The sequence below is a fragment of the Leucobacter sp. OLIS6 genome, assembly GCF_002752355.1.
Lineage (GTDB): Bacteria > Actinomycetota > Actinomycetes > Actinomycetales > Microbacteriaceae > Leucobacter.
Window position 1 is genome coordinate 83,295 of record NZ_MRAV01000014.1, and the last position, 25,568, is coordinate 108,862.

General features: G+C 71.4%; 20 protein-coding genes. 13 read left to right on the plus strand and 7 right to left on the minus strand.

Annotation, left to right across the window (positions count from 1 at the left end; genetic code table 11):
• Window positions 1-25 precede the first annotated feature (25 nt).
• Genes BMH31_RS10520 through BMH31_RS10530 form a run of 3 tightly spaced genes read right to left on the minus strand, consistent with a single transcriptional unit; the run spans window position 26 to window position 3,488 of the window.
• A complete protein-coding gene (locus BMH31_RS10520; protein ID WP_099725271.1) occupies window positions 26-916 on the minus strand; it encodes an alpha/beta hydrolase in 891 nt (296 codons plus the stop codon).
• Entirely contained in the window at window positions 913-2,328 is a 1,416-nt protein-coding gene (locus BMH31_RS10525) for an NtaA/DmoA family FMN-dependent monooxygenase (RefSeq protein WP_099725270.1), read from the minus strand. Before BMH31_RS10525 ends, BMH31_RS10520 begins: the two co-directional genes overlap by 4 nt.
• A 41-nt stretch (window positions 2,329-2,369) precedes the next feature.
• A complete protein-coding gene (locus BMH31_RS10530; RefSeq protein ID WP_099725269.1) occupies window positions 2,370-3,488 on the minus strand; it encodes a PLP-dependent cysteine synthase family protein in 1,119 nt (372 codons plus the stop codon).
• A 220-nt stretch (window positions 3,489-3,708) separates the two neighbouring features.
• Here BMH31_RS10530 and BMH31_RS10535 point away from each other — a divergent pair, with 220 nt between their 5' ends.
• Window positions 3,709-6,042 (plus strand): S8/S53 family peptidase, encoded by a 2,334-nt coding sequence (locus BMH31_RS10535; RefSeq protein ID WP_099725268.1) that lies wholly within the window; start codon window positions 3,709-3,711, stop codon window positions 6,040-6,042.
• A 5-nt stretch (window positions 6,043-6,047) separates the two neighbouring features.
• Window positions 6,048-8,570 (plus strand): cell wall-binding repeat-containing protein, encoded by a 2,523-nt coding sequence (locus BMH31_RS10540; protein ID WP_158234974.1) that lies wholly within the window; start codon window positions 6,048-6,050, stop codon window positions 8,568-8,570.
• Window positions 8,571-8,660: 90 nt separating this feature from the next.
• Here the strand turns inward: BMH31_RS10540 and BMH31_RS10550 are convergent, their stop codons facing one another.
• The 4 genes from BMH31_RS10550 to BMH31_RS10565 all read right to left on the minus strand — a co-directional run bounded on the left by BMH31_RS10550 (window position 8,661) and on the right by BMH31_RS10565 (window position 12,078).
• Window positions 8,661-9,905, minus strand: coding sequence for a Dyp-type peroxidase (locus tag BMH31_RS10550; protein WP_099725267.1), 1,245 nt, complete (start codon window positions 9,903-9,905; stop codon window positions 8,661-8,663).
• Window positions 9,892-10,452, minus strand: coding sequence for a copper chaperone PCu(A)C (locus BMH31_RS10555; protein WP_099725266.1), 561 nt, complete (start codon window positions 10,450-10,452; stop codon window positions 9,892-9,894). The genes BMH31_RS10550 and BMH31_RS10555 overlap by 14 nt, the downstream gene beginning before the upstream one ends.
• Before the next feature lie 255 nt (window positions 10,453-10,707).
• Window positions 10,708-11,331 carry a copper resistance protein CopC gene (locus BMH31_RS10560; RefSeq protein WP_099725265.1) on the minus strand — a complete coding sequence of 208 codons (624 nt, stop codon included), beginning with the start codon at window positions 11,329-11,331 and terminating at the stop codon, window positions 10,708-10,710.
• 87 nt (window positions 11,332-11,418) lie between these two features.
• Window positions 11,419-12,078: a hypothetical protein gene (locus tag BMH31_RS10565; RefSeq protein WP_099725264.1), complete on the minus strand. Its 660-nt coding sequence runs from the start codon at window positions 12,076-12,078 to the stop codon at window positions 11,419-11,421.
• Window positions 12,079-12,159: 81 nt separating this feature from the next.
• On the opposite strand from BMH31_RS10565, the gene pheS reads away from it, so the two are divergent.
• From pheS to BMH31_RS10620, 11 genes are all read left to right on the plus strand, one after another.
• Entirely contained in the window at window positions 12,160-13,200 is a 1,041-nt protein-coding gene (gene pheS, locus BMH31_RS10570) for a phenylalanine--tRNA ligase subunit alpha (protein ID WP_046455890.1), read from the plus strand.
• A complete protein-coding gene (gene pheT / locus BMH31_RS10575) occupies window positions 13,200-15,755 on the plus strand; it encodes a phenylalanine--tRNA ligase subunit beta (RefSeq protein WP_099725263.1) in 2,556 nt (851 codons plus the stop codon). The genes pheS and pheT overlap by 1 nt, the downstream gene beginning before the upstream one ends.
• Window positions 15,756-15,800: 45 nt before the next feature.
• Window positions 15,801-16,214: a VOC family protein gene (locus BMH31_RS10580; RefSeq protein WP_099725262.1), complete on the plus strand. Its 414-nt coding sequence runs from the start codon at window positions 15,801-15,803 to the stop codon at window positions 16,212-16,214.
• A 10-nt stretch (window positions 16,215-16,224) separates the two neighbouring features.
• Window positions 16,225-16,980, plus strand: coding sequence for an NAD(P)H-binding protein (locus tag BMH31_RS10585; RefSeq protein ID WP_099725261.1), 756 nt, complete (start codon window positions 16,225-16,227; stop codon window positions 16,978-16,980).
• Window positions 16,981-17,024: 44 nt separating this feature from the next.
• Window positions 17,025-18,110 (plus strand): VOC family protein, encoded by a 1,086-nt coding sequence (locus tag BMH31_RS10590; protein ID WP_099725260.1) that lies wholly within the window; start codon window positions 17,025-17,027, stop codon window positions 18,108-18,110.
• Window positions 18,111-18,219: 109 nt separating this feature from the next.
• Window positions 18,220-19,299, plus strand: coding sequence for an N-acetyl-gamma-glutamyl-phosphate reductase (gene argC / locus BMH31_RS10595; RefSeq protein WP_099725259.1), 1,080 nt, complete (start codon window positions 18,220-18,222; stop codon window positions 19,297-19,299).
• A complete protein-coding gene (gene argJ / locus BMH31_RS10600; protein WP_099725258.1) occupies window positions 19,296-20,471 on the plus strand; it encodes a bifunctional glutamate N-acetyltransferase/amino-acid acetyltransferase ArgJ in 1,176 nt (391 codons plus the stop codon). The genes argC and argJ overlap by 4 nt, the downstream gene beginning before the upstream one ends.
• Before the next feature lie 7 nt (window positions 20,472-20,478).
• Entirely contained in the window at window positions 20,479-21,396 is a 918-nt protein-coding gene (gene argB, locus BMH31_RS10605) for an acetylglutamate kinase (protein WP_099725257.1), read from the plus strand.
• Window positions 21,374-22,021 carry a prepilin peptidase gene (locus BMH31_RS15740; protein ID WP_099747391.1) on the plus strand — a complete coding sequence of 216 codons (648 nt, stop codon included), beginning with the start codon at window positions 21,374-21,376 and terminating at the stop codon, window positions 22,019-22,021. Before argB ends, BMH31_RS15740 begins: the two co-directional genes overlap by 23 nt.
• Before the next feature lie 89 nt (window positions 22,022-22,110).
• The gene (locus BMH31_RS10615; RefSeq protein ID WP_241898458.1) at window positions 22,111-22,866 is read left to right on the plus strand and encodes an HAD-IA family hydrolase; all 756 of its coding nucleotides are present in this window, start codon (window positions 22,111-22,113) and stop codon (window positions 22,864-22,866) included.
• A complete protein-coding gene (locus BMH31_RS10620; RefSeq protein WP_099725254.1) occupies window positions 22,863-25,493 on the plus strand; it encodes a glycosyl hydrolase family 65 protein in 2,631 nt (876 codons plus the stop codon). The genes BMH31_RS10615 and BMH31_RS10620 overlap by 4 nt, the downstream gene beginning before the upstream one ends.
• Window positions 25,494-25,568: the final 75 nt, after the last annotated feature.

Sequence of the window (25,568 nt, forward strand, 5' to 3'; positions counted from 1 at the left end):
TGGCTGGGATGGGGCAGGAGAGAGGTCAGAGTTCGGAGAGGGCCGGAACGGGGGCCGCGGCGAGGGCGTGCCGCAGGTGGCCGACCACCGCTCCGATGAGCGCGGGGGAGGAGAACTGCGGGTCCTCGTGGTCGGCATCGGCGATCTCGAGCAGCGTCGATTCGGCGCCGACCGAGCGCAGCGCGCCGTGCCAGGTGCGCTGCGCGTACCGGATCTCGGCGGAGTCGTCGGAGCCGGTGAGCAGCAGGAACGACGGGAGGCCGCTCGGATCGAGCTGCGCGAGGTGCCTTCGCGGATCGCCGTCGAGCGCCTCGTCGAGGGTGACCGCGCCGAAGTCCTCGGTGCCGATGAACGGGACGAAGGGGTCTCGGGGGCTGGGCGGCTCGGCGCCGCCGCGGTCCCAGAACCCGCCGGGTCGCTGGGCCGGCGGGTAGCGGTGCGCGAGGAACCGCGATGCCGGATCCAGCGGCGCGTACCAGGACACGACCGCGGCCGGGCGGGTGGCGAGCCGGTCCTCGGCCAGCCCCTTCGTGACCGCGAGCGACGCGAGGTGCCCGCCGGCGGACGCGCCGCCGATGCCCAGGATCGGTGCGGCACTGTCGATGCCGAGCTCCTCGGCGTGCGCTTCGAGGTGCGCGATGAGCGCGAGCACGTCATCGACGTTCTGCGGATAGGGACGCTCGGTCGTGAGCGCGTAGTTGGCGTTGACCACTGCGACGCCGGTCCGGGCGAGCGCCGCCGGGATCCGCTCGCTCGCGGCCTTGTCGCCGAAGCGCCATCCGCCTCCGTGCAGGAACACGAATGCCCCGGGAAGAGCACGATGCTCGGGGACGAACAGATCGAAGGCGGCGGGGCGCAACCCGTCCGCTGCGGGCCGGTATTCGATGTCGCGGAGCACCGTGAAGCCGCCGCTCACGCGTTGACCCCCTGCAGCTCCGCCGTGGCGACGGACGGTCGCGTGCTCGACTCGGGGGAGCGGCGCAGCACCCCGGGCCGAGCAAGACCGAAGTGCTCCCGCAGCGTCTCGGTCGTGTACGAGGTGCGGGCGACGCCGCGACGCTGGAGCTCGGGCACGACGAAGTCGACGAAATCGGTGAACGCAGTGCGCATGAACGGCGGGAACACCTTGACCCCGTCGAACGCGCCCGAGACGTACCCGGCCTCGATCCAGTCGGCGACCTCGCGCGGATCGCCCACGACCACCGGGAAGTTCTTCTTGTTCGCGGTGAAACGGAAGAGGTCGTCGAAAGTGAAGTCGTGGTCGCCCACGATGCCGGCGAACTCGTCGAGCAGAGCACGGCCCGTGCCGTCCGCCGGAAGGGCGGTCGAATCCACGACGTCGATGACCCGTTCGCTCGGGCGGATGTCCCCGAGGTCGAGGCCGAGGTGCCGCCCGACGACGACGGGCGAGAACCGCTCGACCAGGTTCCGCTGCACCTCGTTGAACAGGTCCCGGGCGCGGGCGCGGGTCTCGCCGACGTAGATGTTGGCTCCGACCACAAAGGCGTAGTCCTCGGCCGAGCGTCCGGCGGCGACCGCGAGCTCTCGATTCCGCTGCGCGTAGGCGCGGTTCCACTCGATCGAGGCGTAGGGGCTGAACCGGACGTCGGCGTAGCGGGCACCCAGCGCGAAGGACTCCTCGGAGGTGCCGGCGTGCAGGATCGGCACGCGCCCCTGCGGCGATCGCGGAGCGTTCAACGGGCCCGCGACCTGGAAGTGCTGTCCGACGAAGTCGATCGGCTCGGCGGCCTCCGGGGCAAAGAGCCGTCCGCCCTCCTTGTCGCCGACGAACCAGTCGTCCGACCAGGAGTCCTGCAGGCGGGTGAAGATCTCGAGGTACTCGTTCGCGCGCACGTACGCGGAAGCGTGGTCGGGGCGCTCACCGTGTCCGAAGTTGCGATGCGCGGCGCCTCCCGGTGCGCCGGCGACGAAGTTGATACCGAAGCGTCCGCGCGAGAGGTGATCCACGTTGCTCGCGAGCTGGGCGGTGAGGTACGGATCGCTGTAGGTCGTGTTGACGCTCGCGATGAGGCCGATCCGCGAGGTGACCGCCGCAAGATAGGACGCGGCGGCGAAGCCGTTGAACTGGAACGCGTTGCGGATCACGCCGCCTGGGTTCGCGTTCGAGCTGTCCTCCGTGTTGCCCCAGAAGAAGTAGTCGAAGACGCCGCGCTCGGCGGTGCGGGCGGTCTCGGCGAGCAGGCCGGGGGCGAAGATGCCGTCGAGCGATGACGAGCGCGAACGCCAGCCGCTGTTGGTGGCTCCGGTGGGCCAGTAGCTGAGCGCGAGGATCAGGTGATCGCGATCGGTGCGGGGATGCTGGGGCATGAGAATCCTGTCAGGGGTCGGAACGAACCGGCGGGTCGGGTTCAGGCGAGGACGCGGGCGTCGGCGCGGGTCACGAGCACGGTGTCGGGATCGGTGGATCCGTGCGTCGGCGCGGAGTAGTCGCCGCGGGCGAGCCGCTCGGCCAGTTCGGGGTACTCGTTCTCGCGCAGCCAGGCCAGGTTGTACTCGCGGGAGACGTAGTCGCGGGCGCTGTCGGCGGAGAACACCACGAAGACGTCGTCCTCGTCCGCCTCGGCGGCCAGCTCGAGGGCGATGCCGAGCGAGAGCGCCGAGGAGAGCCCGATGAGGAGCCCCTCCTCGCGCGCCGCCCGCCAGCCGAGTGCGATGGCCGCCTCGCGCTCACGGCGCTCGAGGCGGTCGATCACGTCGAGGTCGATGTTCTCGGGCCAGTCGCGCTCGAGATGCTCGGCACCCGGTTCGCCCGCCGCGACGCGGTACAGGTTGCTCTGGGAGTGCATCGACCCGTGGAAATCGGTGGCGACGACCGTGATCTCGGGGTTCTGCTCGTGCAGGTAGGAACCCGTGCCGCTGACCGTGCCGCCCGTGGCGATCTGCGCGAGGAAGTGCGTGACGCGCCCGCCGGTCTGATGCCAGATCTCGGGGCCCGTCGAGGCGATGTGGGCGGCGGGGTTGTCGCCGTTCGACTCCTGGTGCGACCACCAACCGTCGGCCTCGGCCTCCGCGCGGCGCTGCGCGACGTTGGCCCAGTTCTCGGGGTCCTCGCGGGGGACGTCGGGGCGGCCGGGCAGCAGCTCGACGCCGAGGAACTCGAGCAGGCGCGCCTTCTCGGGGGAGAGCGTGGGCAGCGGGACCGAGCTCGAGGGGTGGCCGGTCGCGTTGCCCGCGAGCGCGATCCCGATCGCGGTGTTGCCGGCGCCCGTGTCGGTGATCCGGCCGCCGGGGCGGAGCTCGCCGCCGGCGATGGCCTCGCGCACGATGTTGAGGCCGATGCGGTCCTTCGAGGATCCGCCGAGGTTGAAGCCGTCGAGCTTCACGTAGACGGTGGCGGGCAGCCCCTCGGTGAGCCGGTTGAGCCGCACGAGCGGGGTGTTGCCGATGAGGTCGAGCACGCTGTCGTAGGTGCGGCTGCGGCTCGGATCGGGGAAGGAGATCGGCAGGGCCTGAGCGGAGTGCGGCATGGGGTTCCTTGTGCGAGAGGGGACCGGATCGGTCGGGTTCTTCCGCACAAGCTATGTCAGATCCACTAGCTCGTGTGATGTGTGAAGTAATGAGACGTTATGGTTTGAGGTGCAGGGTGATCGCTCGGGTGACGTCGCTGTGGAAAACGGGATCGGCGTTTTCGTTTGTTGGTATGTTACCGGTAGCCGATAGTCGGCGAATCTGAGTGACGGAGCTGAGATGCGTGGAAGACGAATACTGAGCCTGGGCCTCGGAGCGATGCTCCTGGGCTCCGGCCTGGTCGCCGGGCCGCAGGTCGCGGGGGCGGTGGGGGCGGAAGAGGTGACGCCCGGGGCGGTGACGAGCCAGGGGCTCCCCGATGACCTCGATAGGTCGCGGATCACGCGGAGTGCGATCGCGAGGGAGTCGATGCCGGAATTGCTCGGCGGTGACTACACCCGCGGCTTCTCCGATGCGGAGGGTCGTGCCTTCACCGGCAAGGGGCAGATCGTCGTGGTGATCGACGGCGCGTTCAACCCGCAGCATCCGATGCTGCAGGGCAAGGTCATCGACGAGGCGTGCTTCTTCGGGGACTCCGTGTGGACGTTGAAATCGGGAGAGAAGGTTCCGGCGAAGAACCTCTGCGGGGCGTCGAGCCGTCCGTGGGTTCTCGACCCGGCCGTGCAGATCCTGACCGGGCCGGGCAGCAGCGCGGTGTCGAAGGACCTCGAGAACGCGGTATGCGTTCAGGAGCGCGAAGGTGATCTCCCGCCGTGGGAGCATTTCTGCCACAACGCACACGGCACTGCCGTGGCGAGTGCCGTTGCGGGGAATCCCTATACGTACGCGCCGACGGACGAACGGCACGCGGGAGTCGCGGCCGGTGCGGAGCTGATCGTGCTGAAGATCGGAGATCAGGTGGGTTGGAACAATCCCGCGGTGCGAGCGGCGCTCCGGTATGTGGATGAGGTGCTCGTGCCGAAGTATCCGGGGCGGATCGCGGCCGTAAATCTCTCGGCGAGCGGCGGAGACGCGGGGTCTGGGTCGTGTGAGGCCAACTTCCTCGGTGAAACCGCGGCGAAGCTGAAACGGAAGAATGTCGCGGTGACGGTTGCTTCGGGCAACGAGGGGCACACATCCATGGTCGGTACGTGGTCGTGTGCTGAAGGGCTCGTTCGTGTCGGGGCGACCGGGATCAAGGACCTGAACACGCTCACGACAAAGGAGAAAGTCGCGACGAACGCGTCGACCACCAACCACTTGTTGGCTCCGGTCGGGAGCGGAGCGCTCGACGATCAGACGAATCTGGCGTGGAACATTCCGAGCCCGGCCGAGCCTCACCTTGAGGGGCAGTACGGTCCGATGGCGGGAACGTCGTTCGCGGCGCCGCAGGTCGCGGGCGCATTCGCGGTGCTGCGTGAGAAGTTCGGGTACTCGAAGACGGTCGACGAACTCGTCGCGCTGATGCGCGAGACGGGGGTGCCCGTGGCCGATCAGCGTCCGGGGAACACCGGCGTCGTGACTCCGCGCCTCTGGCTGGCCGATGCCATCGGCAAGCGGGCGACGCCCGCGCACGATTTCACGGGGAACGGGAAGGCAGAATTCGTATTCACCGGAGTGGATACGTCGATTCCCATGAAGATGACCGAGATTGATCTCGATGCTGATTGGGTGGGTGGTCACGACACGCATCTGGTGACGGGATGGGACTGGAAAGCGCACAGCCGGATCGTGCCCGTGCACGACTACGACGCGCCGAACACGAACGGTGTGATCACGGTCACCGGCGACCGGCTGCTGTACCACCGCTACAACCGGGCCACGAACGCGTTCGCCGCACCGCAGACGATCCTCGCCACGGGAGCGTCGGGCCTGCGCGGGCTCACCTTCGCGAGTCAGCTGCCGCATCCCACGACGGGGAGTGGGCGCGCGGTCGTGATGGTGATGGCCGATGGCAGCCTGGTGGCGCGCGCGAAGGACGCGTACGGGGTCGGACTCGGCGCGGAGCGCATCCTGCTGACCTCGATGGACCCCGTCGGGACGCGCAGCGGTACGAAGTCCGTGGAGTCGGCGAGTTCGGACACGTCCGCGGACGGCACGGGGCAGCGCTCCGCGACAACGCGTTCGGCGTCGAAGGACGCCGGGAGCGGAACCGCCGACAGCGGCGCCGACGGTTCCGGCCCGGGCACCCGCGTCGAGAAATCGCTCGCCGGAGTGTCCCGACTGGTCGCGGTGACCGACGTGAACGGCGACGGGAATCCCGACCTCGTCACGCGCGAGCCCGACACCGGTGCGCCGATGGTGCGTTGGGGCACCGGAAACCCGGTGACACCGTTCCAGACGAAGACCCAGGCGCTGAGCGAGAAGACCTACTGGGGCGACAAGGAGCAGATGTTCGTGTTCCCCGCGACCGGTACGACTCCGGCGCATCTCGGGTATCGGGCACCGACCACGGGCGCGCTCCTCCACTTCCCGTTCGAACGATCCGGCACCTCCTGGCGGGTCAGCCCCGACTACCGACAGAGCGGCAACTGGAACAACACCGCGAACTTCCGGCTGGCGCCGGAGAAATGAGCACCATGCAGAACCTGAACCAGACGCACTCCGCCGGACGTGCCGGGCAGCCCGCCCGGTGGTCGCGGCGCCTGACCGCGGGCGCGATCGCCGTACTGCTCGGCGCGAGCGGGCTCGGCTTCGCCGGGACCGCGAACGCGGCCCCGGCGGCTGACGCCGGGAAGCGTGACGCGCAGTCCCCGACGTACGTGCCGGGCGCGAGTGTCCAGCCGACGACCGCCGAGAGCGAGTCGGAGCGTTACAACACCTGGCACTTCGGTCCGGGCGATGGGTACGCGCAGCGGGTGGAGCAGCAGCGCAACGGCGTGCTGCTCGAAGCAGGTGCCCCAACGCAGGTGATCCGCGGGAACGGGAACGACGTCAAACAGACGACTGACTCGACGCCGCTCGGGGACGTCCTCGATGGGCTCGAGCTCGTTGCGTCCGATAAAGAGGACCTGAGCTACCAGGTGGGTGTGCGCGTCGACGTGAATGCGTCCGGCACGTGGGACGACGGAGACCTCTGGACCACGCTTCGCGCCCCCGTCGGCGATCCGAGCGTGTGGACGACGAGTCAGGCGGTCGGCGGTTTGGGCGCGGGCGCGGCCGCTCCCGCTGACGAGATGCTCGCCGCGCTGGGAGATCGCGCGTACGCGATCTCGACGGGGTTCCTCGCGTGGAAGCCTGCCGAACCGGTGCTGGTGTCCTCGTTCACCGACACCTCGGGGGTGACGAAGTTCCGTCCGGCCCCCGAGGCCACTCCTGCGGGTGAAGAGAAGCGGGAAAGTGCTCCGGAGATTCGGCCGAACGGCGATACTTTCCCGGGGTGGCATGACGCTGCCGACGCTGGCGGGCGGCTGAGCTACGAGAGCACGATCGGGCAGTGGGTTCCCGGCGGGTTGAACATGTATGGCAAAGTCCAACTCATCAAAGGTCTCGAAGAGAGCGCGTACCTGACGAACGGCATCGATCGAGCGCAGTCGATGCGGGTTGCGGCGACGCCGAAGTCACCCTGGGATCATTCGGAAGACGAAGACCCCGCGGCTCCGCTGTGGGCTCAGGTGCTGGTGCGTGCCTATCCCGACGGGGTGCGCGACGTGCCGGTGGACGTCATCGTGCGGGCGGCGGTGCCGAAGAATGGCGACCTCTCGCAGGCGAGCGAGTGGATGCTGTCCGCCCCCGTCGGCGGAGTTCCTGCTGACACCCCGGTCTCGTTCGATGAGATCCGGGCGGCGCTGGGCGAGCACGACGTGACCGGCTACGGCGTGTTCCTCGACACGGGCGACTACGCGTATCTCGGGCAGATCGTGTTCAACGGAACAACCACCGGATTCGTGCAGAGTTCCATGCCTTGGATTGTCAACTGGAGCGTCAAGCTGTCGGCAACGACGGTGAAACCCGGCGAGACCATCACCATCACCGGAACCGGATTCGACAATGGCGGTGAAGTGCTGATCGCTGGATTGTGTCGGGAGACCGTGCCCGTTGAGGCCACGACGAGCTTCACAGTGACCTGCACGGTCCCGGACGATCAGGAGCCGGGAGAAGTAGATCTGGCTGTCGGTTATGGGAGCGTGAAATCGCGGTACTTCATCACGATCGAGGCCGCCGACAAGCCAGTGGACCCGCCGGTGGAGCCGGCTGCGGTGTGGTCGCGTCTGGGTGGCGCGGACCGGTTCGAGACCGCGGTCACGGTGTCGCGTGAGCACTTCCCGAACGGTGCGAAGGCCGTGGTGCTGTCCCGCTACGACGTCCCCGCGGACGCGCTCACGGCGGCCCCGTTCGCGGTGAAGCAGGACGCGCCCCTGCTCCTGACCCAGACCGGTACCCTCACGGCCGCGACGAAGACGGAACTGCAGCGCCTGAAGCCCGACACGGTGTACATCGCCGGCGGTACCGGCGCGGTGTCCGCGGGGGTCGAGCAGCAGGTGGGTGCCCTGGGCGCGAAGACGGTGCGGATGGGCGGTAAGGACCGGTACGCGACGGCGAACCAGATCGCGAAGACGGGCTGGGGCAAGACGGGTGCGTCCGCGGTGTTCATCGCGACGGGCCGGGACTTCCCCGATGCCCTGTCCGCGGGAGCGGCCGCGGGTGGCGTGGATGCTCCGGTGCTGCTCGTCGACGGGAAGGCCGGGAGCGTGCGCGCCGACGTGCAGGCGCAGATCACCGCGTTGAAGCCGGCCGCGGTGCATATTGCGGGCGGGACGGGTGTGGTGTCCAAGGGCATCGAGTCTGGCCTGGGCAGGAGTGCGAAGGTCGCCCGTCACAGTGGTGCGGACCGGTATGCGACGTCGGCGGCGATCGCGAAGGCGTGGCATGCGAAGTCGGGCACGGTGTATCTCGCGACGGGTGCGGGGTTCGCTGACGCGTTGACGGGTGCTGCGGTTGCTGGTGGGAAGCCGGGTCCGGTGCTATTGGTGCGTTCGGGGTGTGTGCCGGCATCGGTGGCGGGTGTGCTGGGTGAGATTGCGCCGCAGGCGGGGTATGTGCTGGGTGGTTCGGGTGTGGTGAGTGAGCGTGTGCTGACGAACCGCAACACCTGCGCCTGACCGGCAGCCACCCGGGACCGACACCGACGGTCGCGGGGGCAGGACGGCCAACCGCCGTCCAGCCACCCGCGACCGCCGGCGCCCGGACCGCTACGCCACGAGCGTCTCGCCGAGCCGGCCCCCGGCACGCCACCCGGGCGGGATGGCGAACACCGCCGAACCGATGTGGGTGACCCACTCGTTCATCAGGTCCGCCTCGTCGAGGCGTCGCTGGATCGGTACGAACTGGGCGAGCGGATCCCGCTGATAGCAGGCGAACAGCAGCCCCTGCTCGAGGCCGTCGTCGTAATTCACCGCGCGCCGGTAGATGCGCTCGGCCGGATCCGTCGAATGCGCGCGGGCGATATGCGCGTCCTTCGAGATCACGGTGAAGCCGAGCGAATCCCGCGCCGCGAAGTCCGGCTCGTCGTGCTCCTTCCTGCCGGTCAGCGGCGCGCCCTCGCGCAGGGTCCGACCCATCGCGAACTCACGACCGACCCGATCCACCCGATCCCACGTATCGAGCTCCATGCGGATCCGACGCAGCACCAGAGCACTGCCGTTCCGCAACCAGCCCGCATCCGAGCCGAGCCACACGAGCCCGGAGAAATCGGACGCGGCCGGCTTCGGGTTCACCGTCCCGTCGACCTGGCCCATCAGATTCCGCATCGTGCGACCGCCGGACTCGGTGCCGCGCGCCCGCGCGAACCCGTCCTGCCGCCAGCGCGGCTTCGCGAACGGACGCACGTCCTTCACCAGGAACCGCGCCGCGTGCGCGATCGTCACCGGATCGTCGGCTGCGATCACGAGCAGCAGATCGCCGCCGCCGTACGCCTCCTCGAGCCGGTCCCGCGAGAACTTCGGCAGCGGCCCCAGCCACGCGGGCACCGCCGCAGGATCGACCCGCCGCACCAGCTCCCGGCCGAAGCCCACCGTGACCGTCAGCCGCGCGGGCAACTCGGCGAGTTCCGGCTCCACGTCGGCCAGGGGAGCGGTGCCCGCGGTGAGCGCCTCGATGTCTCCGCTCAGCAGACGCAGCATGCGCAGGATGCCATCGCGATCGGCGTCGGGCAGCAGATCGAGCGCGAGATAGCTCACGTGCGCCGTGTGCGCCGTCGTGATTCCGGCCTGGTGCGGGCCGTGGCACGGAATCCGCTCGGAGCCGTGGATCGTCTCGGCGGCCGGCTCCGCGTCGGGGCGGCCGACGCCGCCCGCGATCGCGAAGCCGGCAGCCGTGACGGCCGCGCCGCCGGCCGCCCCGGCGAGGGCTCCGAAGAGCCCTCGCCGGCTGACCGAGCGCGTCGAGGACGCGCTCGGGGCGGCCGTCTCGACTGACGCGGGCTCAGTGCTCGGCATGCTCGGCGCCGCCGTCGTAGTTCTCGTTCGCGCCGCTGAACGCCTTGCCGAGCACCGGCACCTCGAGGGTGCTGCCGTCCGAGAACTTCAGCGTGACAGGGACCTCGTCGCCGGCCTTCACCGGCTTCTTCAGGTCCATCAGCATGATGTGGGTGCTGCCGGGTTCCAGCGCGGCGGTCTTGCCGGCCGGGATCTTGATCCCGCCCTCCTTCTTGCGCATGGTGGCGGTGCCGTTCTCGACGATCGTCTCGTGCAGCTCGACCATGCCGGCGATCGGCGTCGAGGCCGACTCGAGCGTGACGTCGGACGAACCCGAGTTCTTGAGCGTGCCGAACACGGCGCTCATGTCGCCGTCGGTCGCCTTGACCCAGGCATCCGCCAGCTCGACCGGGGCCTTCTGCTGCTGCTCGGCGGTCGCCGAGGGCTTCTCGGAGGGCGCCGGCGTCGAGGAACAGGAGGTCAGGCCGAGGCCGAGCGCGAGCGCGGCCGCGGAGACGGCGACGCCGGTGGCGGCGCGACGGATCGGGGCAACAGTGAAAACAGACATGGGTGTACTCCAGATGATGTGCGTCGGCGCGTGTGCGCCGGGTGCCGTGCCGCGGGCGCGCCCGAGCCGTCGATACGGCCGAGCCGTCGATGCGGTCCAGCCGCAGCAGGTCGGTCCAGCCGCGGCGGGGCGACGCTTCGGCGCGCGGGCGCGCCGGGCATCGCCGCGTGCGGGCACGGCGAAACAGGGATCGCTGCGCGCGCGTTCGGCGCGCAGCGGGGGAGCGCGCGCAGTCGAGGCGCGCGCCAGAGAGGACTACTCCGCGGAGTCCGCGGAGTCGCTCGGCTTCTTCTTGCGCGTCAGCGCCACGGTCGCGGCGATCACGACCACCAGGCCGCCGCCGATCCCCGCGACCGCGCCGATCGGCACGCCGCCGGACTCGGAGGACGCCGTCGGCTCGGAGGACGCATCCGACTTCGCACTGCCCTCGGGCTCGGTGAAGCGGGGATCCTTCTCGCCGACGGCGGTGACCTTCGCCGACCCGTCCTCGGCCACCTCGAAGGCGTAGCTGCCCGAGATCGGGTGACCGTCGGAGGAGACCACGCGCCACGCCACCTGGTAGGCGCCGCCCGCCGGGAGCGGAGCCTTGACGGCCTGGCTCACGTCGCGCGCGTTCACCACCGCGTCGCCGTCGCTGACGACGGCGCCCTTCGGATCGGTGATCGCGATCTCGGTGCCCACCTTGATCACGGAGTCGCTGAACGTCAGCGTGATCCCGGAGACCGCACCGGTCTGCTGGTCCTGGGTGAATCCCTGACCGACCAGTTCGTCGTGCGCGAAGGCCGGCGACGCCGCGAGGGCGGTGCCGCCGATGGCGAGGGCGCCGGCGATCGCCGCCGCCGCGGTGAAGCGGCGGAGCCGCGAGACAGTTCTGGACATGGGTGAGCTGAGCGCTTTCTGCTGAAGCCGGGTGCGCGGAACGGCACCGCGGGCGGGGTCTGAGGTCGGCGGACGGCGCGGCCGGAGCTACGCGCCGAGCGCCGGGGGACCCCGGTGCGTGATCGCAGAGAGCGAGTGCAGCCGCTCGCGCAGGGCGGCGGGTGCGAGGAAGAGCGAGACCGGACGATCGGCAGGACGATGCGCGCCGACGCCCAGCAGCAGCGGGAGGAGCACGCTCCGCAGCGCGGCGAGCAGCGAATCGGTGAGCGCGACCAGTCCGAGGAAGGCGCGCTCGCCGCGGTGCAGCAGTGCGATGGTGGCGATCGCGGCCACCGCGTGCATGGCCCACATCGCCGCATCGGCCGAGGCCGGGTCGGAACCGATCTGCAGGGTCGGAGCCATCGACTGGATGGCGGCGAGGTGGCCGGCGTGCAGCGGCGCCGGTGCCGAGGTCGCGGACGAACCGGAACCGACGAGGCCGAGGCCCGAGAACGACCAGTGGTAGACGAACTGGCTCGCGCCGACCGCGACGGCGAGACGCCAGAGGGACCCGACCCGCCCGCCGAGCAGCACGCACAGCGGCAGCGCGAGCACGGCGGTCGCGATCACCGAGAAGGCGGTCACCGTGCCGCCGGCGAGACCGTGGGACGCCGCTGCCAGCAGCGTCGCGAGTCCGGCGCCCGCCGCACCGCGAGCGGTGCGGGCAGCACGGCTCATGGGAGCTCGTGCGTCGGGCCGGGCGGACATACGGCCCAGTCTACGTGAGCGGGGACCCGACCTCCGTCGTCCGGCCTCCGCGCTCCGCTCTTCCCGATAGAATCGGTTCCCGTGTCAGACACCAATCCCATTACCCAGGACGCGGTCGATTCGGCGGTCGATGCGGCGCTCGCCGCATTCGCCGCTGCGGCGACGGTCGCAGAGCTGAAGTCCGCGCGCAATGCCCACGTCGGCGAGGCCTCGGCGATCGCGCAGCTGAACGCGCGCATGCGCGAGGTGCCGAAGGACGAGAAGGCCGCGACCGGCAAGCTCATGGGGCAGGCCCGCGGCCGCCTCGAGGGCGCCTACAAGGCCCGCGAGGGCGAGCTCGCCGCGGCCGAGGCGCAGGCCCGCCTCGCCGCCGAGACCGTCGACGTCACCGAGGCTCCCGTGCGCCGCACCGCCGGCAGCCGCCACCCCCTGGCGCAGCTCCAGGAGGAAGCGGCCGACATCTTCATCGGCATGGGCTGGGAGATCGCGGAGGGCCCCGAGGTCGAGCACGAGTGGTTCAACTTCGACGCCCTCGGCTTCGATCCCGACCACCCCGCGCGCGCGATGCAGGACACGTTCTTCGTGGAGCCGGCCGATCGGCACCTGCTGCTCCGCACGCACACCTCGCCGGTGCAGATCCGCTCCCTGCTGGGGCGAGAACTGCCCGTCTACGTGGTGGCCCCGGGCCGCGTCTACCGCACCGACGAGCTCGACGCGACGCACACCCCCGTGTTCCACCAGATCGAGGGCATCGCCATCGACAAGGGTCTGACGATGGCGCATCTGCGCGGCACGCTCGAGCACTTCGCGCGGCAGATGTTCGGCGAGGAGGCGAAGATCCGCTTGCGCCCGAACTTCTTCCCGTTCACCGAGCCGTCGGCCGAGATGGACGTCTGGCAGCCGAACGCCAAGGGCGGGGCGCGCTGGGTCGAGTGGGGCGGCTGCGGCATGGTCGATCCCCGGGTCCTGGCCGCGGCCGGCATCGATCCCGAGGAATACCAGGGCTTCGCCTTCGGCATGGGCATCGAGCGCACCCTGCAGTTCCGCCACGACATCAACGACATGCGCGACATGGTCGAGGGCGACACCCGTTTCAACCAGCAGTTCGGAGGACTCGTCTGATGCGTATCCCGCTTTCCTGGCTCGCGGAATCCGTCGAGCTGCCCGGGGGCACCACGCCCGAGCAGGTGCACGCCGATCTCGTCCGCGTCGGCTTCGAGGAGGAGTCGATCCGCCGCTTCGACGCCTCGGGGCCCATCGTGGTCGGCGAGGTGCTGAGCCGCGAGCCCGAGGAGCACTCCAACGGCAAGACCGTCAACTGGTGCCAGGTGCGCGTCGCGCCCGAGGGCCAGCGCGCCGCCGACGGCGGCGAGGACGTGCGCGGCGTCGTCTGCGGCGCCCACAACTTCGACATCGGCGATCGGGTCGTGGTGACCCTGCCCGGCGCCGTGCTGCCCGGCGACTTCCGCATCGCCGCGCGCAAGACCTACGGCCACGTGTCCGACGGCATGATCGCCTCGGCCCGTGAGCTCGCCCTGGGCGACGATCATGACGGCATCATCGTGCTCAGCCGCTGGGGGATCGACGCGGAGCCGGGCGCGAACGCGCTCGAGCTGCTCGGCATGGCCGACACCGCCGTCGAGATCAACGTGACGCCGGATCGCGGCTACGCGTTCTCGGTGCGCGGCGTCGCCCGCGAGTACGCGCACTCGACCGGCGCGGCGTTCCGCGACCCCGCCGAGGCGGTCGTCCCGGTCCCGGCGTCCGGCTTCGATGTGACGATCGACGACGCCGCTCCGATCCGCGGCCGCGTCGGCGCCTCCGGGTTCGTCACGCGCGTGGTGCGCGGCATCGACGCGACGCGACCGACCCCGGCCTGGATGGTCTCGCGCCTGCAGCTCGCCGGCGTCCGGGCGCTGTCGCTGCCCGTCGACATCGGCAACTACGTCATGCTCGAACTGGGCCAGCCGCTGCACGCCTACGACCTGGGCAAGGTCTCGGGCGGCCTGCGGGTGCGCCGGGCCGCTGAGGGCGAGACCCTCGTCACGCTCGACGGCGCGGAGCGCACGCTGCACGTCGAGGACCTGGTCATCGCCGACGACTCCGGCGCGATCGGCCTGGCCGGCGTGATGGGCGGCGAGTCGACCAAGACCGACGACGCGACCACCGACGTGCTCGTCGAGGCCGCGACCTTCGATTCCGTCTCGATCGCCCGCTCCGCGCGCCGGCACAAGCTCCCCAGCGAGGCCTCCAAGCGCTTCGAGCGCGGCGTCGACCCGCTCGTCGCGCGCGCCGCGGCGCAGCGCGCGGTCGAACTGCTCGTCGAGCTCGGCGGCGGCACGGTCGACGAGCTCGGCAGCGAGCTCCTGGCGCCGTGGGCGCCCGAGGCGGTCCGCTTCGAGCTGTCGCGGGTCAACGGCCTGCTCGGCACCGATTACAGCGACGCCGAGATCCGCGGCGCGCTCGAGATGATCGGCTGCGAGCTGGTCGAGGTCGGCGACGGCACGCTCGAGGTGACGGCGCCCAGCTGGCGGGCCGACCTCACGCGTTCCGCCGATCTGGTCGAGGAGGCCGCGCGCATCATCGGCTACGACCGCATCCCCTCGGTGCTGCCGACCGCTCCTGCGGGTCGCGGACTCACCCGGGAGCAGCGTCTGCGCCGCCGCGCGGCGAACGTCTCGACGGCCTGGGGGCTCACCGAGGTGCAGAGCTACCCGTTCGTGTCCCGCGCCCAGCTGGATCGCTTCGGGGCCGGCGCCGAGCCCGCCGATGGCGCAGCCGCCCCGGTGCACGCCATCCGCCTGGCGAACCCGCTCGACGGCGAGGCCCCGTTCCTCCGCCGTTCGCTGCTCGCCGGGCTCGTGACCGCTGCGCAGCGCAACGTGTCGCGCGGCCTCACCGACCTCGCGCTCGTCGAGTTCGGCGCGGTGTTCGATCCCGAGCACGTCCGCCTCGGCACCGACTCGGTGCCGCCGCTCGGTGAGCGCCCGTCGGACGCGGTGCTGGCGGAGCTCGACGGTTCGATCCCGAAGCAGCCGGGCCGCGCAGCGGGCCTGTTCGTGGGCGCCGCGGTCGCGAAGCAGGCGGGCGAGCCCGCTCGTGCTTGGGACTGGGCCGACGCCCTCGACGCCGCGCGCGTCGTCGCCGGTGCGGTCTCCGCCGAACTCGTGGTGCGCCAGGGCGCGCACCGCGCGTTCCATCCGGGGCGCACCGCCGAGCTGCTCGTCCGGGTGGACGGTTCGCTCGAGTCGGTCGGCGTCGCCGGCGAGCTCGCGCCCGAGACCGCGGAGGCGGTGCACCTGCCGGGTCGCGTCGCCGCGTTCGAGCTCGATCTCGAGCGGCTCATCGAGGTCGCTGCGCGCGAGCCCGAGGTCGCTCAGCTGTCGACCTACCCGGCGGCGACGCAGGACCTCACCCTCGTGGTGGATCGCGCGATCCCCGCGGCGGAGGTGCTCGACGCGGTGATCGCCGGTGCGACCGCGAGCGGCCTGCTCGAAGGCGCGACGATCGTCGACGACTATCGCGGAGCCGGGCTCGGCGACGACGAGAAGGCGCTGACCTTCGCGCTGCGCTTCCGCGCCGAGGATCGCACGCTGACCGCCGAGGAGGCGAGCGAGGCGAAGCTCGCCGGCGTCGCCGCGGCGAGCGAGCGCTTCGGAGCGAAGCTGCGCGACTGAGCGCGATCGCACCAGCAACGGACGGGCGCGGCGTACCATGACGGTATGACCGCGCCCGCCCCGTATCTGCTGCTGCCGGGAACCGCCGCCGAGGCGCTCGAGTTCTACCGGGCGACCTTCGGCGGGGTCGTCACCGCGCACACCTTCACCGAGTTCGGCCGCTTCGACGGGCCGGGCGACTCGATCGCGCACGGGATCCTCACCGGCCCCGTCTCGCTGTTCGCCGCAGACGCCGGCCCCGATGAAGACGCGGTGGCGATGACGGGCATGTTCCTCTCGCTGCTCGGGCGGGCGGATCCCGACACGCTGCACGCCTGGTTCGACGCCCTCGCCGAGCACGGGCGCGTGCTCGACCCGCTGGTCGAGCGGCCGTGGGGCGCGCACGACGGTCAGGTGGTGGATCGCTTCGGCGTGCGCTGGCTGATCGGATACGAACCGGACGGCCCCGAGACCGAGTAGCGTTGGCCGCATGAGCGCGCACCTCTCCATCGCCGTCGCGGGCGGCACCGGGACGGTCGGGGCGCACGTCGCCCGGATCGCCCACGATCGCGGGCACGAGGTACGGATCCTCGCCCGCTCGACCGGCGCCGACCTGAGCGCGGGCACCGGGATCGACCTCGCGGGCATCGACGCCGTGATCGATGTGTCCGGCGCCTTCACGGTGTCTGCCGGGCGCTCGACCGAGTGGTTCGAGAGGGTGACGCAGAACCTGCTGGACGCGGAGCAGGCCGCGGGCGTCCGGCATCACATCGCACTGTCCATCGTGGGCGCCGCTCGAGCGCCGTACGGCTACTACGCGGGCAAGGCCGCGCAGGAGCGGGCGGTCGCCGGGGGATCGGTGCCGTGGACGGTGCTGCGCGCGACGCAGTTCTTCGAGTTCGCGAGCGTCAACGCGATCCGACTCGGCTCGCTCACGCTCATGCCGGCGATGCGCTCCCAGCCCGTCGCGGCGGCGTCGGTCGCGGCCCGGCTGGTCGAGATCGCCGAGGGCGGTCCGATCGGCGACGCGCCGGATCTCGCGGGTCCGCGCGAAGAACGCATGGCCGATCTGGTGCGCCGCATCGGCTCGGCGCGCGGGGGATCGGGCCGCGTGATCGAGTTCCCGATGCCCCGCGGATTCGGGCGCGCGATCCGCGACGGCTCGATCCTGCCCGGGCCGGACGCGCAGCTCGACGCGACCACCTTTGACGAATGGCTCGCCTCGGGGGCACACTCGGAGGCGTAGCGCACGATCGGCCGGAACGGACCGGCCATGGCGAGAGGAACCTCATGGCCACGGCAGCGAAGCCCAGTCCCACCTCGAAGTCCGCCTCGGCCGCGGCGAAGCCGCGAACCGCGGCAGCGAAGCCTCGAGCCGCGGCCAAACCCCGAGCCGCCGCGAAGGCCCGCTCGCGGAAGCCGGCGCAGCCGGCGATCCAGCGGATCGTCCCCTGCTTCTGGTCGAACGGGACGGCCGAGGAGACCGCGGCCTTCTACGCGGCGGCACTGCCCGACACCGTGTTCCAGGTCATGAGTCGCTATCCCGAGACGGGCCTGCTCGACTTCCAGCAGCCGCTCGCGGGCCAGCCGCTCACCGTCGACGTGCTCATCGACGGATACCGGATCACCCTGGTGAACGCCGGGCCCGAGTTCCGCCCGAACCCGTCGATCTCCCTCACCCTGCAGTTCGACCCGCGACGGTTCGGCGGATCGACGCTGCGCGCGCGTGCGCAGCTCGATGCGACCTGGGGCGCCCTCGGATTCGGGGGCCGCGTGCTCATGGAACTCGGGGAGTACCCGTTCAACGGCCGCTACGGCTGGGTCGAGGACCGCTACGGGGTGAGCTGGCAGCTCATGCTGGTGGATCCGGAGGCGCCGGGCGGCGATCCCTCGGGCGCGATCGCGCCGTTCGTCATGCCCTGCCTGATGTTCGGCGCGGCGGCGCAGAATCGTGCCGGCGAGGCGATCGATCGCTACGTCGCGGTGCTCGGCTCGGCGCAGAGCCTCGGGGGAGCGGGGCGCGGGTTCACGGCTCCGTATCCGGTGCAGACGGGCCCGGCCCCGGCCGGTGCCGTGATGTTCGGGTCCTTCCACGTCGGCGAGCAGCAGTTCTCGGCGATGGATTCGGGCGTGGATCAGCCGGAGTCGTTCACGAACGGCGTCTCGCTCATCGTGAACGCGCACGGTCAGGAGGAGATCGACCTGCTGTGGGACGCGTTCTCGGCGGTGCCCGAGGCCGAGCAGTGCGGCTGGCTCGTCGACGCCTTCGGCGTGAGCTGGCAGATCGTGCCGGATAACATGGACGAACTGATGCAGCGCCCCGATGCGTTCCCGCACATGCTGCAGATGAAGAAGATCGTGATCGCCGATCTCTGACGGCGGTCGATGACGTCGCGTGCGCGGCGGTGCCCGAGGAAGTGCCAGAATAGAGAGTCTGGAACGGCATCGGCTCCGTATGGTGCCGAGCGAGAGAGGCACGAGCACTATGGCATTCACCGTCGCGGTCGCCGGAGCGAGCGGATACGCGGGCGGTGAGCTGCTGCGCCTGCTCGCCGCGCATCCCGAGTTCGAGATCCGCACCGTCACCGGGCACTCCACCGCGGGCCAGCCGCTCATCGCGAGCCAGCCGCACCTGCGCTCGCTCGCGCACCTCACGCTGCAGCCCACCGAACCCGCCGTGCTCGACGGGCACGACATCGTCTTCTTCGCGCTGCCGCACGGCGCCTCGGGCGAACTGACCGCGCAGCTGCGCGACGTGCGCCTCGCGATCGACTGCGGTGCCGACCACCGGCTCACCGACCCCGCCGATTGGGCCGCGTTCTACGGCGGCGAGCACTACGAGCCTTGGAGCTACGGCGTGCCCGAACTGCTCGTCGCGGGCGACGACCCGGCGGCTCCGCGCAAGCAGCGCGAGGCGCTCGTCGGCGCGACGCGGATCGCGGCCCCCGGCTGCAACGCCAGCACCGTGGCGCTCTCGCTCGCGCCCGGCATCGCCGCGGGCGTCATCGAGCCCGAAGACCTGGTCAGCGTGCTCGCAGTGGGTCCCAGCGGGGCCGGCAAGGCCGCCAAGACGCACCTGCTCGGCGCGGAGCTTATGGGGTCCGCGAACCCCTATGCGGTCGGCGGCACCCACCGGCACATCCCCGAGATCCGCCAGGCTCTGCGCGGTGCGGGAGCAACGGCGGAGCCGAGCATCAGCTTCACCCCCGTGCTCGTCCCCATGAGCCGAGGCATCCTCGCGACCTCGACCGCGCGTATCGCGACCCGCGCCGACGGCAGCCGCCCCGACGCCGCCGAGATCCGCGCCGCCTGGGAGCGCGCCTACGCCGACGAACCCTTCGTCCACTTGCTGCCCGAGGGCCAGGTGCCCCGCACCGCCGACACGCTCGGCGCCAACACCTGCCTCATCGGGCTCGCCGTCGACGAGGCCGCGGGCCGCGTCGTCGTAATCGGCGCGCTCGACAACCTCGCCAAGGGCACCGCGGGCGCGGCGATCCAGTCCGCCAACATCGCCCTCGGCCTGCCCGAGACCACCGGCCTCTCGACGAATGGAGTCGCACCGTGACCGTCACCGCCCCCGCAGGCTTCCGCTCCGCCGGCATCGCCGTCGGGCTCAAGAGCACCGGCAAGCCCGACCTCGCGCTCGTGGTCAACGATGGTCCGCAGCGCGCCAGCGCGGCGGTGTTCACCAGCAACCGGGCCCAGGCGAACCCCATCATCTGGAGCCGCAGGGTCGTCGCGGGTGGCACTGCCCGGGCCATCGTGCTGAACTCCGGCGGAGCCAACTGCTTCACCGGCGAGTTCGGCTACGAGACCACGCGCCTCACCGCCGAGGCCGTCGCGGCAGCGCTGACGGCCGAGGGGTCGGGCGACGCCGTCGACGCCGAGCGGATCCTCGTCTGCTCCACCGGCCTCATCGGCTCGGGCGACCAGTCGTTCCGCGACCGGATCGTGAACAACGTGCCCGCGCTCGCCGCCGCGCTCTCCTCCGACGACACCACCGCTCCGGCCGCGATCCTCACCACCGACTCGGTCGAGAAGACCTCCGTGCGCGAGCTCGACGGCTGGACCATCGGCGCGATGGCCAAGGGTGCCGGCATGCTCGCGCCCGGACTCGCGACGATGCTCGTCGTGATCACGACCGACGCGGTGCTCGACGACGCGCAGCTCGACCGCGCGCTCCGTGCCGCCACCGGGCGCAGCTTCGACCGGCTCGACTCCGACGGGTGCATGTCGACCAACGACCAGGTGACGCTGCTCGCGAGCGGCGCCTCCGGCGTCGCCGCCGACGAGGACGCGTTCGCGGCGGTGCTCGCCGAGGTCTGCGACGACCTCGCCGCCCAGCTGCAGGGCGACGCCGAGGGCGCGAGCCACGACATCGACATCGAGGTGCTCGGCGCCGCGAGCGAGGCGGAGGCCGTCGAGGTCGGCCGCTCCGTGGCGCGCAACAACCTCTTCAAAGCCGCGATCTTCGGCAACGACCCCAACTGGGGCCGCGTGCTCGCCGCGATCGGCACCACCGATGCGGCCTTCGACCCGTACGCGGTCGACGTGAGCTTCAACGGCGTGCGCCTCTGCCACGCGGGCGGCCCCGACCGTCCCGTCGAGGAGTGCGACCTGACCCCGCGCCGCACGCACGTGCGCATCGAGCTGTTCGCGGGCGAGGCCGCCGCGACCATCCGCACCAACGACCTCACGCACGACTACGTGCACGAGAACAGCGCCTACTCGAGCTGAGGACGCCATGACCCACACCACGACCACGCTCGAGCACGGCGAGGCGGCCGCGAAGGCCCAGGTGCTCATCGAGTCGCTGCCCTGGCTCAAGAAGTTCCGCGACGCGATCGTCGTCATCAAGTTCGGCGGCAACGCCATGGTCGACGACGCGCTCCTCGAAGCCTTCGCCGAGGACGTCGTCTACCTGCGGCACACCGGCATCCGCCCCGTCGTCGTGCACGGCGGCGGCCCGCAGATCAACGCGATGCTGGGGCGGCTCGGCATCGAGAGCGAGTTCCAGGGCGGGTACCGGGTCACCACGCCCGAGGCCATGGAGGTCGTGCGCATGGTCCTCACCGGCAAGGTGAACCCCGAGCTGGTCGACCGCATCAACACGCACGGTCCGCTCGCCGCGGGCACCACGGGCGAGGACGCCGGTCTGTTCATCGGCCGCCGCCGCTCTCCCGTCGAGGTCGACGGCCGGCTGATCGACCTCGGCCACGTCGGCGACGTCGTCGGGGTCCGCCCCGAGTCGGTGCTCGCCGTGCTCGAAGCGGGCATGATCCCCGTCGTCTCCTCGATCGCGCCCGACGAGGAGCGTCCGGGGGAGTCGCTCAACGTGAACGCCGACGCGGCGGCTTCCGCGCTCGCCGCGGCGCTCGGCGCCGAGAAGCTCGTGATCCTCACGGACGTGGCTGGGCTCTACGCGAACTGGCCCGACCGGGACTCCCTGGTCTCGACCATCACCACGGACGAGCTGGACGCGCTGCTGCCGTCGCTCGAATCGGGCATGATCCCTAAGATGCGCGCCTGCCTCGACGCGGTGCGCGCCGGAGTGCCGAAGGCCGCCATCATCGACGGTCGCGAGCCGCACTCGGTGCTGCTCGAGATCTTCACCGCGCGGGGCATCGGAACGGAAGTCGTTGCGGGGCCGACCGGGGAGTAGCCGGGCACTCGGTACGGCCGGGGCCGCGTCCGCCGCGAGCACGGGTACCGCGGCCGCGCTGACGGCCGCCGCCGCGCTGACGGCCGCCGCCGCGCTCGCGGGCGGCGGCATCGGCGCGCTGCTCGCGTTGCGCGGCGGCTTCGGGGCGGGCTCGCTCGCGACCGCCCTGGCCGTCGTGGCGTTCGCCGGATTCGGCGCGGCGACGGCAGCGCTCGTTCGCGCGGATCTGCGGGAGCGGAGGCTGCCGAACCGCATGCTCGGGGCGACCGCCGCGCTGTTCGCGATACCGGCCGTCTGCTCAGCCTTGATGGTCGGGCACGGGGAGCGCGTCGTCGTCGGCCTGCTCGCGGCCGCGGCGGGATTCGCTGCGGCGTGGGTCGCCTGGCGCTGCGGCGCCGGCTTCGGGGGCGGGGACGTCAAACTCGTGCCCGTCGTGCTGTTCGCGCTGGGATGGGCCACGGGTCCCGATCGTGCGGTCGACGGGGTGCTGTCGGGCGCGTTCGGACTCGTCGCGGGGACGGCGATCCTGCTGCTGTTCGCGCGGGGGCGGCGCACCGGGCTGCCGTTCGGCCCGGTCCTGCTCGGGGCGGGGTGGTCCGGCATCGTTCCCGTGGCGTTCGGCTGAACGGGGCCTTGCGGATTCCTCGAATCGGCGTGGGGTCCCTCCCCGTGCTCGGGCGCGCTCGATACACTCGTGCCGTGCACGGCTCGCGGATCCGCTCAGACCTCGCCCGCTGCAGGGCTGCCCTTTTCGATCTGGACGGGGTGCTCACTCCGACGGTGGATCTGCACCGTCGTGCCTGGGCCGAGACGTTCGACCGGTTCTTCGCGCTGCGCGGAGAACCGCGCTACGCCGAGGCGGAGTACTTCGCCTCGCTCGACGGGCGTCCCAGATTCGACGGTGTCGCGACGCTGCTCCGCGCACGCGGCATCGAGCTGCCCTGGGGCGACCCGGACGACGACACGGGTGCGATCGACGACTCGTCGGCGGCCACCACCGTGACCGGGCTCGGCAACCGCAAGAACCGCATGTTCGCAGAGATCCTGCGGCGGGACGGGATCGCACCGTACGCGGGCTCGCTCCGACTGCTCGACGCCCTCGCCGAGACGGACGGGCCCGACGGCGCGCCGATTCCGCTCGGCGTCGTCTCGAGCTCCCGCAACGCCGCAGAGGTGCTTCGCTCGGCGGGCATCGCCGACCGATTCGGCGTGGTGGTCGACGGCACCGTCGCCGCACGCGACGGACTGCCGGGCAAGCCCGATCCCGCGACCTTCCTCGCCGCGGCCGGCGCGCTCGGCATCGAACCCGCAGACGTCGCCGTGTTCGAGGATGCGGAGTCCGGTGTCGCCGCGGCGGCCGCCGGAAGGTTCGGGCTCGTCGTCGGGGTGGACCGCGGCGCCGGAGCCGACGCGCTCGTCGCCTCCGGCGCGCAGACCGTGATCGCCGACCTGGAGGAACTGCTCGCATGACCGCTGCCGCATCAGGATCCGCTTCGAGCGAGCGCCCGGGCGTGCCGTTCGAGAGCCCGGTCGAGGGCCTGCGCCGCGACTTCGGCGACGACCCCTGGAAGCTCACCATCCCCGGGCTCGATCCCGAGACCGCCGCGATCGACGAGACGCTGCTGGCTCTCGGCAACGGCTACCTCGGCATGCGCGGCAACCACGAGGAGGGCCTCCCGCTCGGCAGCCACGGCACCTTCGTCAACGGGGTGCACGAGACCTGGCAGATCCAGCACGCCGAGGCGGCCTACGGCTTCGCGGAGCACGGGCAGACTATCGTCAACGTGCCCGACGCGAAGACGATCCGCATCTACGTCGACGATGAACGGCTGAACCTCGAGACGTCAGAGATTCTCGAGGTGCACCGCACCCTCGATCTGCGCGCGGGCACCCTGTCGCGGAGCCTGCTGTGGCTGACCCCCACCGGCAAGCGCGTGCGCGTCGAGACGCGCCGCATGGTGTCCTTCACCTCCCGGCACCTCGCCACGCTCGAAATGCGCGTGACGATGCTCGACGCCGATGCCGACCTCACGATCTCGAGCCTCGTGATCAATCGCCAGGATCTCGGTCGGTTGCGGAACGAGCGGCCGGGCGCGCCCGCCGGCTCCAATGCGCCGGGCGATCCCTCCCGCACGGTCGACGAGCCCGCCGATCCCCGCCAGGCCGAGGTGTTCGAGGGGCGCGTGCTCGATCGCGGCCCGGTGCTGGCCGAAGCCGATCGGCCGGAGCGCAGCGTGCTGAGCTTCCGGGTGCATCACTCGGGCGTCGCGGTCGCCGTCGGCGTCGACCACGACTTCGACTCCGGCGCTCCCGAGGGCGGCACGGGCGACTGGAGCTGCCGCGTCGAATCGGCGCCCGACCGGGTCCGCCACATCTTCCAGGGCACCGCGCGCGCCGGCCGCCCGGTGCGGCTCACCAAGACCGCGGTCTACCACTCGTCGCGCACCGCGACCTGCGATGAACTGATCGATCGCTGCGTGCAGTCGCTGCACCGCGCCGCGGTCGACCCGATCGAGCAGCGGTGGAGCGATCAGCGCGAGTTCCTCGACGCGTTCTGGGAGCGCAGCGACGTGCGAGTGGATGCCGAGCCCGGCGTGCAGCAGGCGATCCGCTGGAACCTGTTCCAGCTCGCCCAGGCGTCGGCGCGGGCCGACGGCCGGGGGATCGCGGCGAAGGGGCTCACCGGATCCGGCTACAGCGGGCATTCGTTCTGGGACAGCGAGATCTACGCGCTGCCGTTCCTCACCTACACGTCGCCCCTCTGGGCTCGGAACGCGCTCCGGTTCCGCCTGCGCATGCTGCCGCAGGCGCGTGCTCGTGCGGCGATGCTGAACGAGGACGGCGCGCTCTTCCCCTGGCGCACCATCAACGGCGAGGAGGCCAGCGCGTACTACGCGGCCGGTACCGCGCAGTACCACATCGACGCCGACATCACCTATGCGCTCGCACGGTACGTCGCCGCGAGCGGGGACCTCGAATTCATGGTCTCGGGCGCGAGCGAGATCCCGGTCGAGACCGCGCGCATGTGGCGCAGCCTCGGCTTCTGGCGCGGCGAGCCCGACGGCTCCCGGCGGTTCCACATCCACGGCGTGACGGGTCCCGACGAGTACACGACGGTCGTCAACGACAACCTCTTCACCAACGTCATGGCGCGCTTCAACCTTCGCTACGGCGCAGAGGTCGCGCGGCGGCTCGCCACCGAGGCGCCGGTCGAGTACCGCGCGCTCGCGGAGCGCCTGGGGTTGCGTGCCGAGGAGATCGAGGCCTGGGAAGCCGCGGCCGACGGCATGGCCGTGCCCTTCTCGGATCGATTCGGCGTGCACCCGCAGGACGCGCACTTCCTCGAGCGGGAGGTCTGGGACCTCGCGGCGACGCCGCCCGAGCAGAAGCCGCTGCTGCTGCACTTCCACCCGCTCGTCATCTACCGGTTCCAGGTGCTGAAGCAGGCCGATGTGGTGCTCGCGATGCTGCTCGCGAGCGGCGAGTTCAGTGCCGAGGAGAAACGCGCGAACTTCGAGTACTACGACGCGCTGACCACGGGGGATTCGACCCTGTCCGCGGTCGTGCAGTCGATCATCGCGGCCGAGGTCGGGTACCGCGACCTCGCCTACCGCTACTTCGATCACGCGCTGCGCGTCGACCTCGACGACCTGCACCGCAACGCCGAGGACGGCGTGCACGTCGCCTCGGCCGGCGGAGTCTGGCTGGCGCTCGTGCAGGGCTTCGCGGGAATGCGCGACGCCGGTCGGGAGCTCGCCTTCGACCCGCGGCTCCCCGAGCACTGGGGCGGGATGGAGTTCACCCTCGCCTGGCGGGGCAGCTCGCTCGCGGTGCGGCTCGACGCCGATGCGATCCGGTTCGAGATCGTGCGCGGCTCGCGGCCCGTGCCCGTGCGGGTGCGCGGGGAGGAGCTGCTCATCGCTCCCGGCGGTGAGGTCGAGGTGCGATTGGACGGCCAGGGCCCCGACCTCGGCGCCTTCCGCGGGCTGTCGGCGGGCATCCTGCCCCGCGAGGGGGAGACCGGGGTGATTCCGACGCTCACGGCCGAGATCCCCGTGATCGGCACCGAGATCCCGACCCGCGAGCCCTACGCCTGAGCCGAGCGCGGCGCACCGTCGGAGCCCCGGCGGCGCACCGTCGGAGCCCCGGCGGCCGCGCGACCGGCGCGCCGC

Coding starts and splice junctions, on each gene's coding strand:
- BMH31_RS10525 (WP_099725270.1), bottom strand. CDS start 2,328: ATGCCCCAGCATCCCCGCACCGATCGCGATCACCTGATCCTCGCGCTC.
- BMH31_RS10530 (WP_099725269.1), bottom strand. CDS start 3,488: ATGCCGCACTCCGCTCAGGCCCTGCCGATCTCCTTCCCCGATCCGAGC.
- BMH31_RS10535 (WP_099725268.1), top strand. CDS start 3,709: ATGCGTGGAAGACGAATACTGAGCCTGGGCCTCGGAGCGATGCTCCTG.
- BMH31_RS10540 (WP_158234974.1), top strand. CDS start 6,048: ATGCAGAACCTGAACCAGACGCACTCCGCCGGACGTGCCGGGCAGCCC.
- BMH31_RS10550 (WP_099725267.1), bottom strand. CDS start 9,905: ATGCCGAGCACTGAGCCCGCGTCAGTCGAGACGGCCGCCCCGAGCGCG.
- BMH31_RS10555 (WP_099725266.1), bottom strand. CDS start 10,452: ATGTCTGTTTTCACTGTTGCCCCGATCCGTCGCGCCGCCACCGGCGTC.
- BMH31_RS10560 (WP_099725265.1), bottom strand. CDS start 11,331: ATGTCCAGAACTGTCTCGCGGCTCCGCCGCTTCACCGCGGCGGCGGCG.
- BMH31_RS10565 (WP_099725264.1), bottom strand. CDS start 12,078: ATGTCCGCCCGGCCCGACGCACGAGCTCCCATGAGCCGTGCTGCCCGC.
- pheT (WP_099725263.1), top strand. CDS start 13,200: ATGCGTATCCCGCTTTCCTGGCTCGCGGAATCCGTCGAGCTGCCCGGG.
- BMH31_RS10580 (WP_099725262.1), top strand. CDS start 15,801: ATGACCGCGCCCGCCCCGTATCTGCTGCTGCCGGGAACCGCCGCCGAG.
- BMH31_RS10585 (WP_099725261.1), top strand. CDS start 16,225: ATGAGCGCGCACCTCTCCATCGCCGTCGCGGGCGGCACCGGGACGGTC.
- BMH31_RS10590 (WP_099725260.1), top strand. CDS start 17,025: ATGGCCACGGCAGCGAAGCCCAGTCCCACCTCGAAGTCCGCCTCGGCC.
- argC (WP_099725259.1), top strand. CDS start 18,220: ATGGCATTCACCGTCGCGGTCGCCGGAGCGAGCGGATACGCGGGCGGT.
- argB (WP_099725257.1), top strand. CDS start 20,479: ATGACCCACACCACGACCACGCTCGAGCACGGCGAGGCGGCCGCGAAG.
- BMH31_RS10620 (WP_099725254.1), top strand. CDS start 22,863: ATGACCGCTGCCGCATCAGGATCCGCTTCGAGCGAGCGCCCGGGCGTG.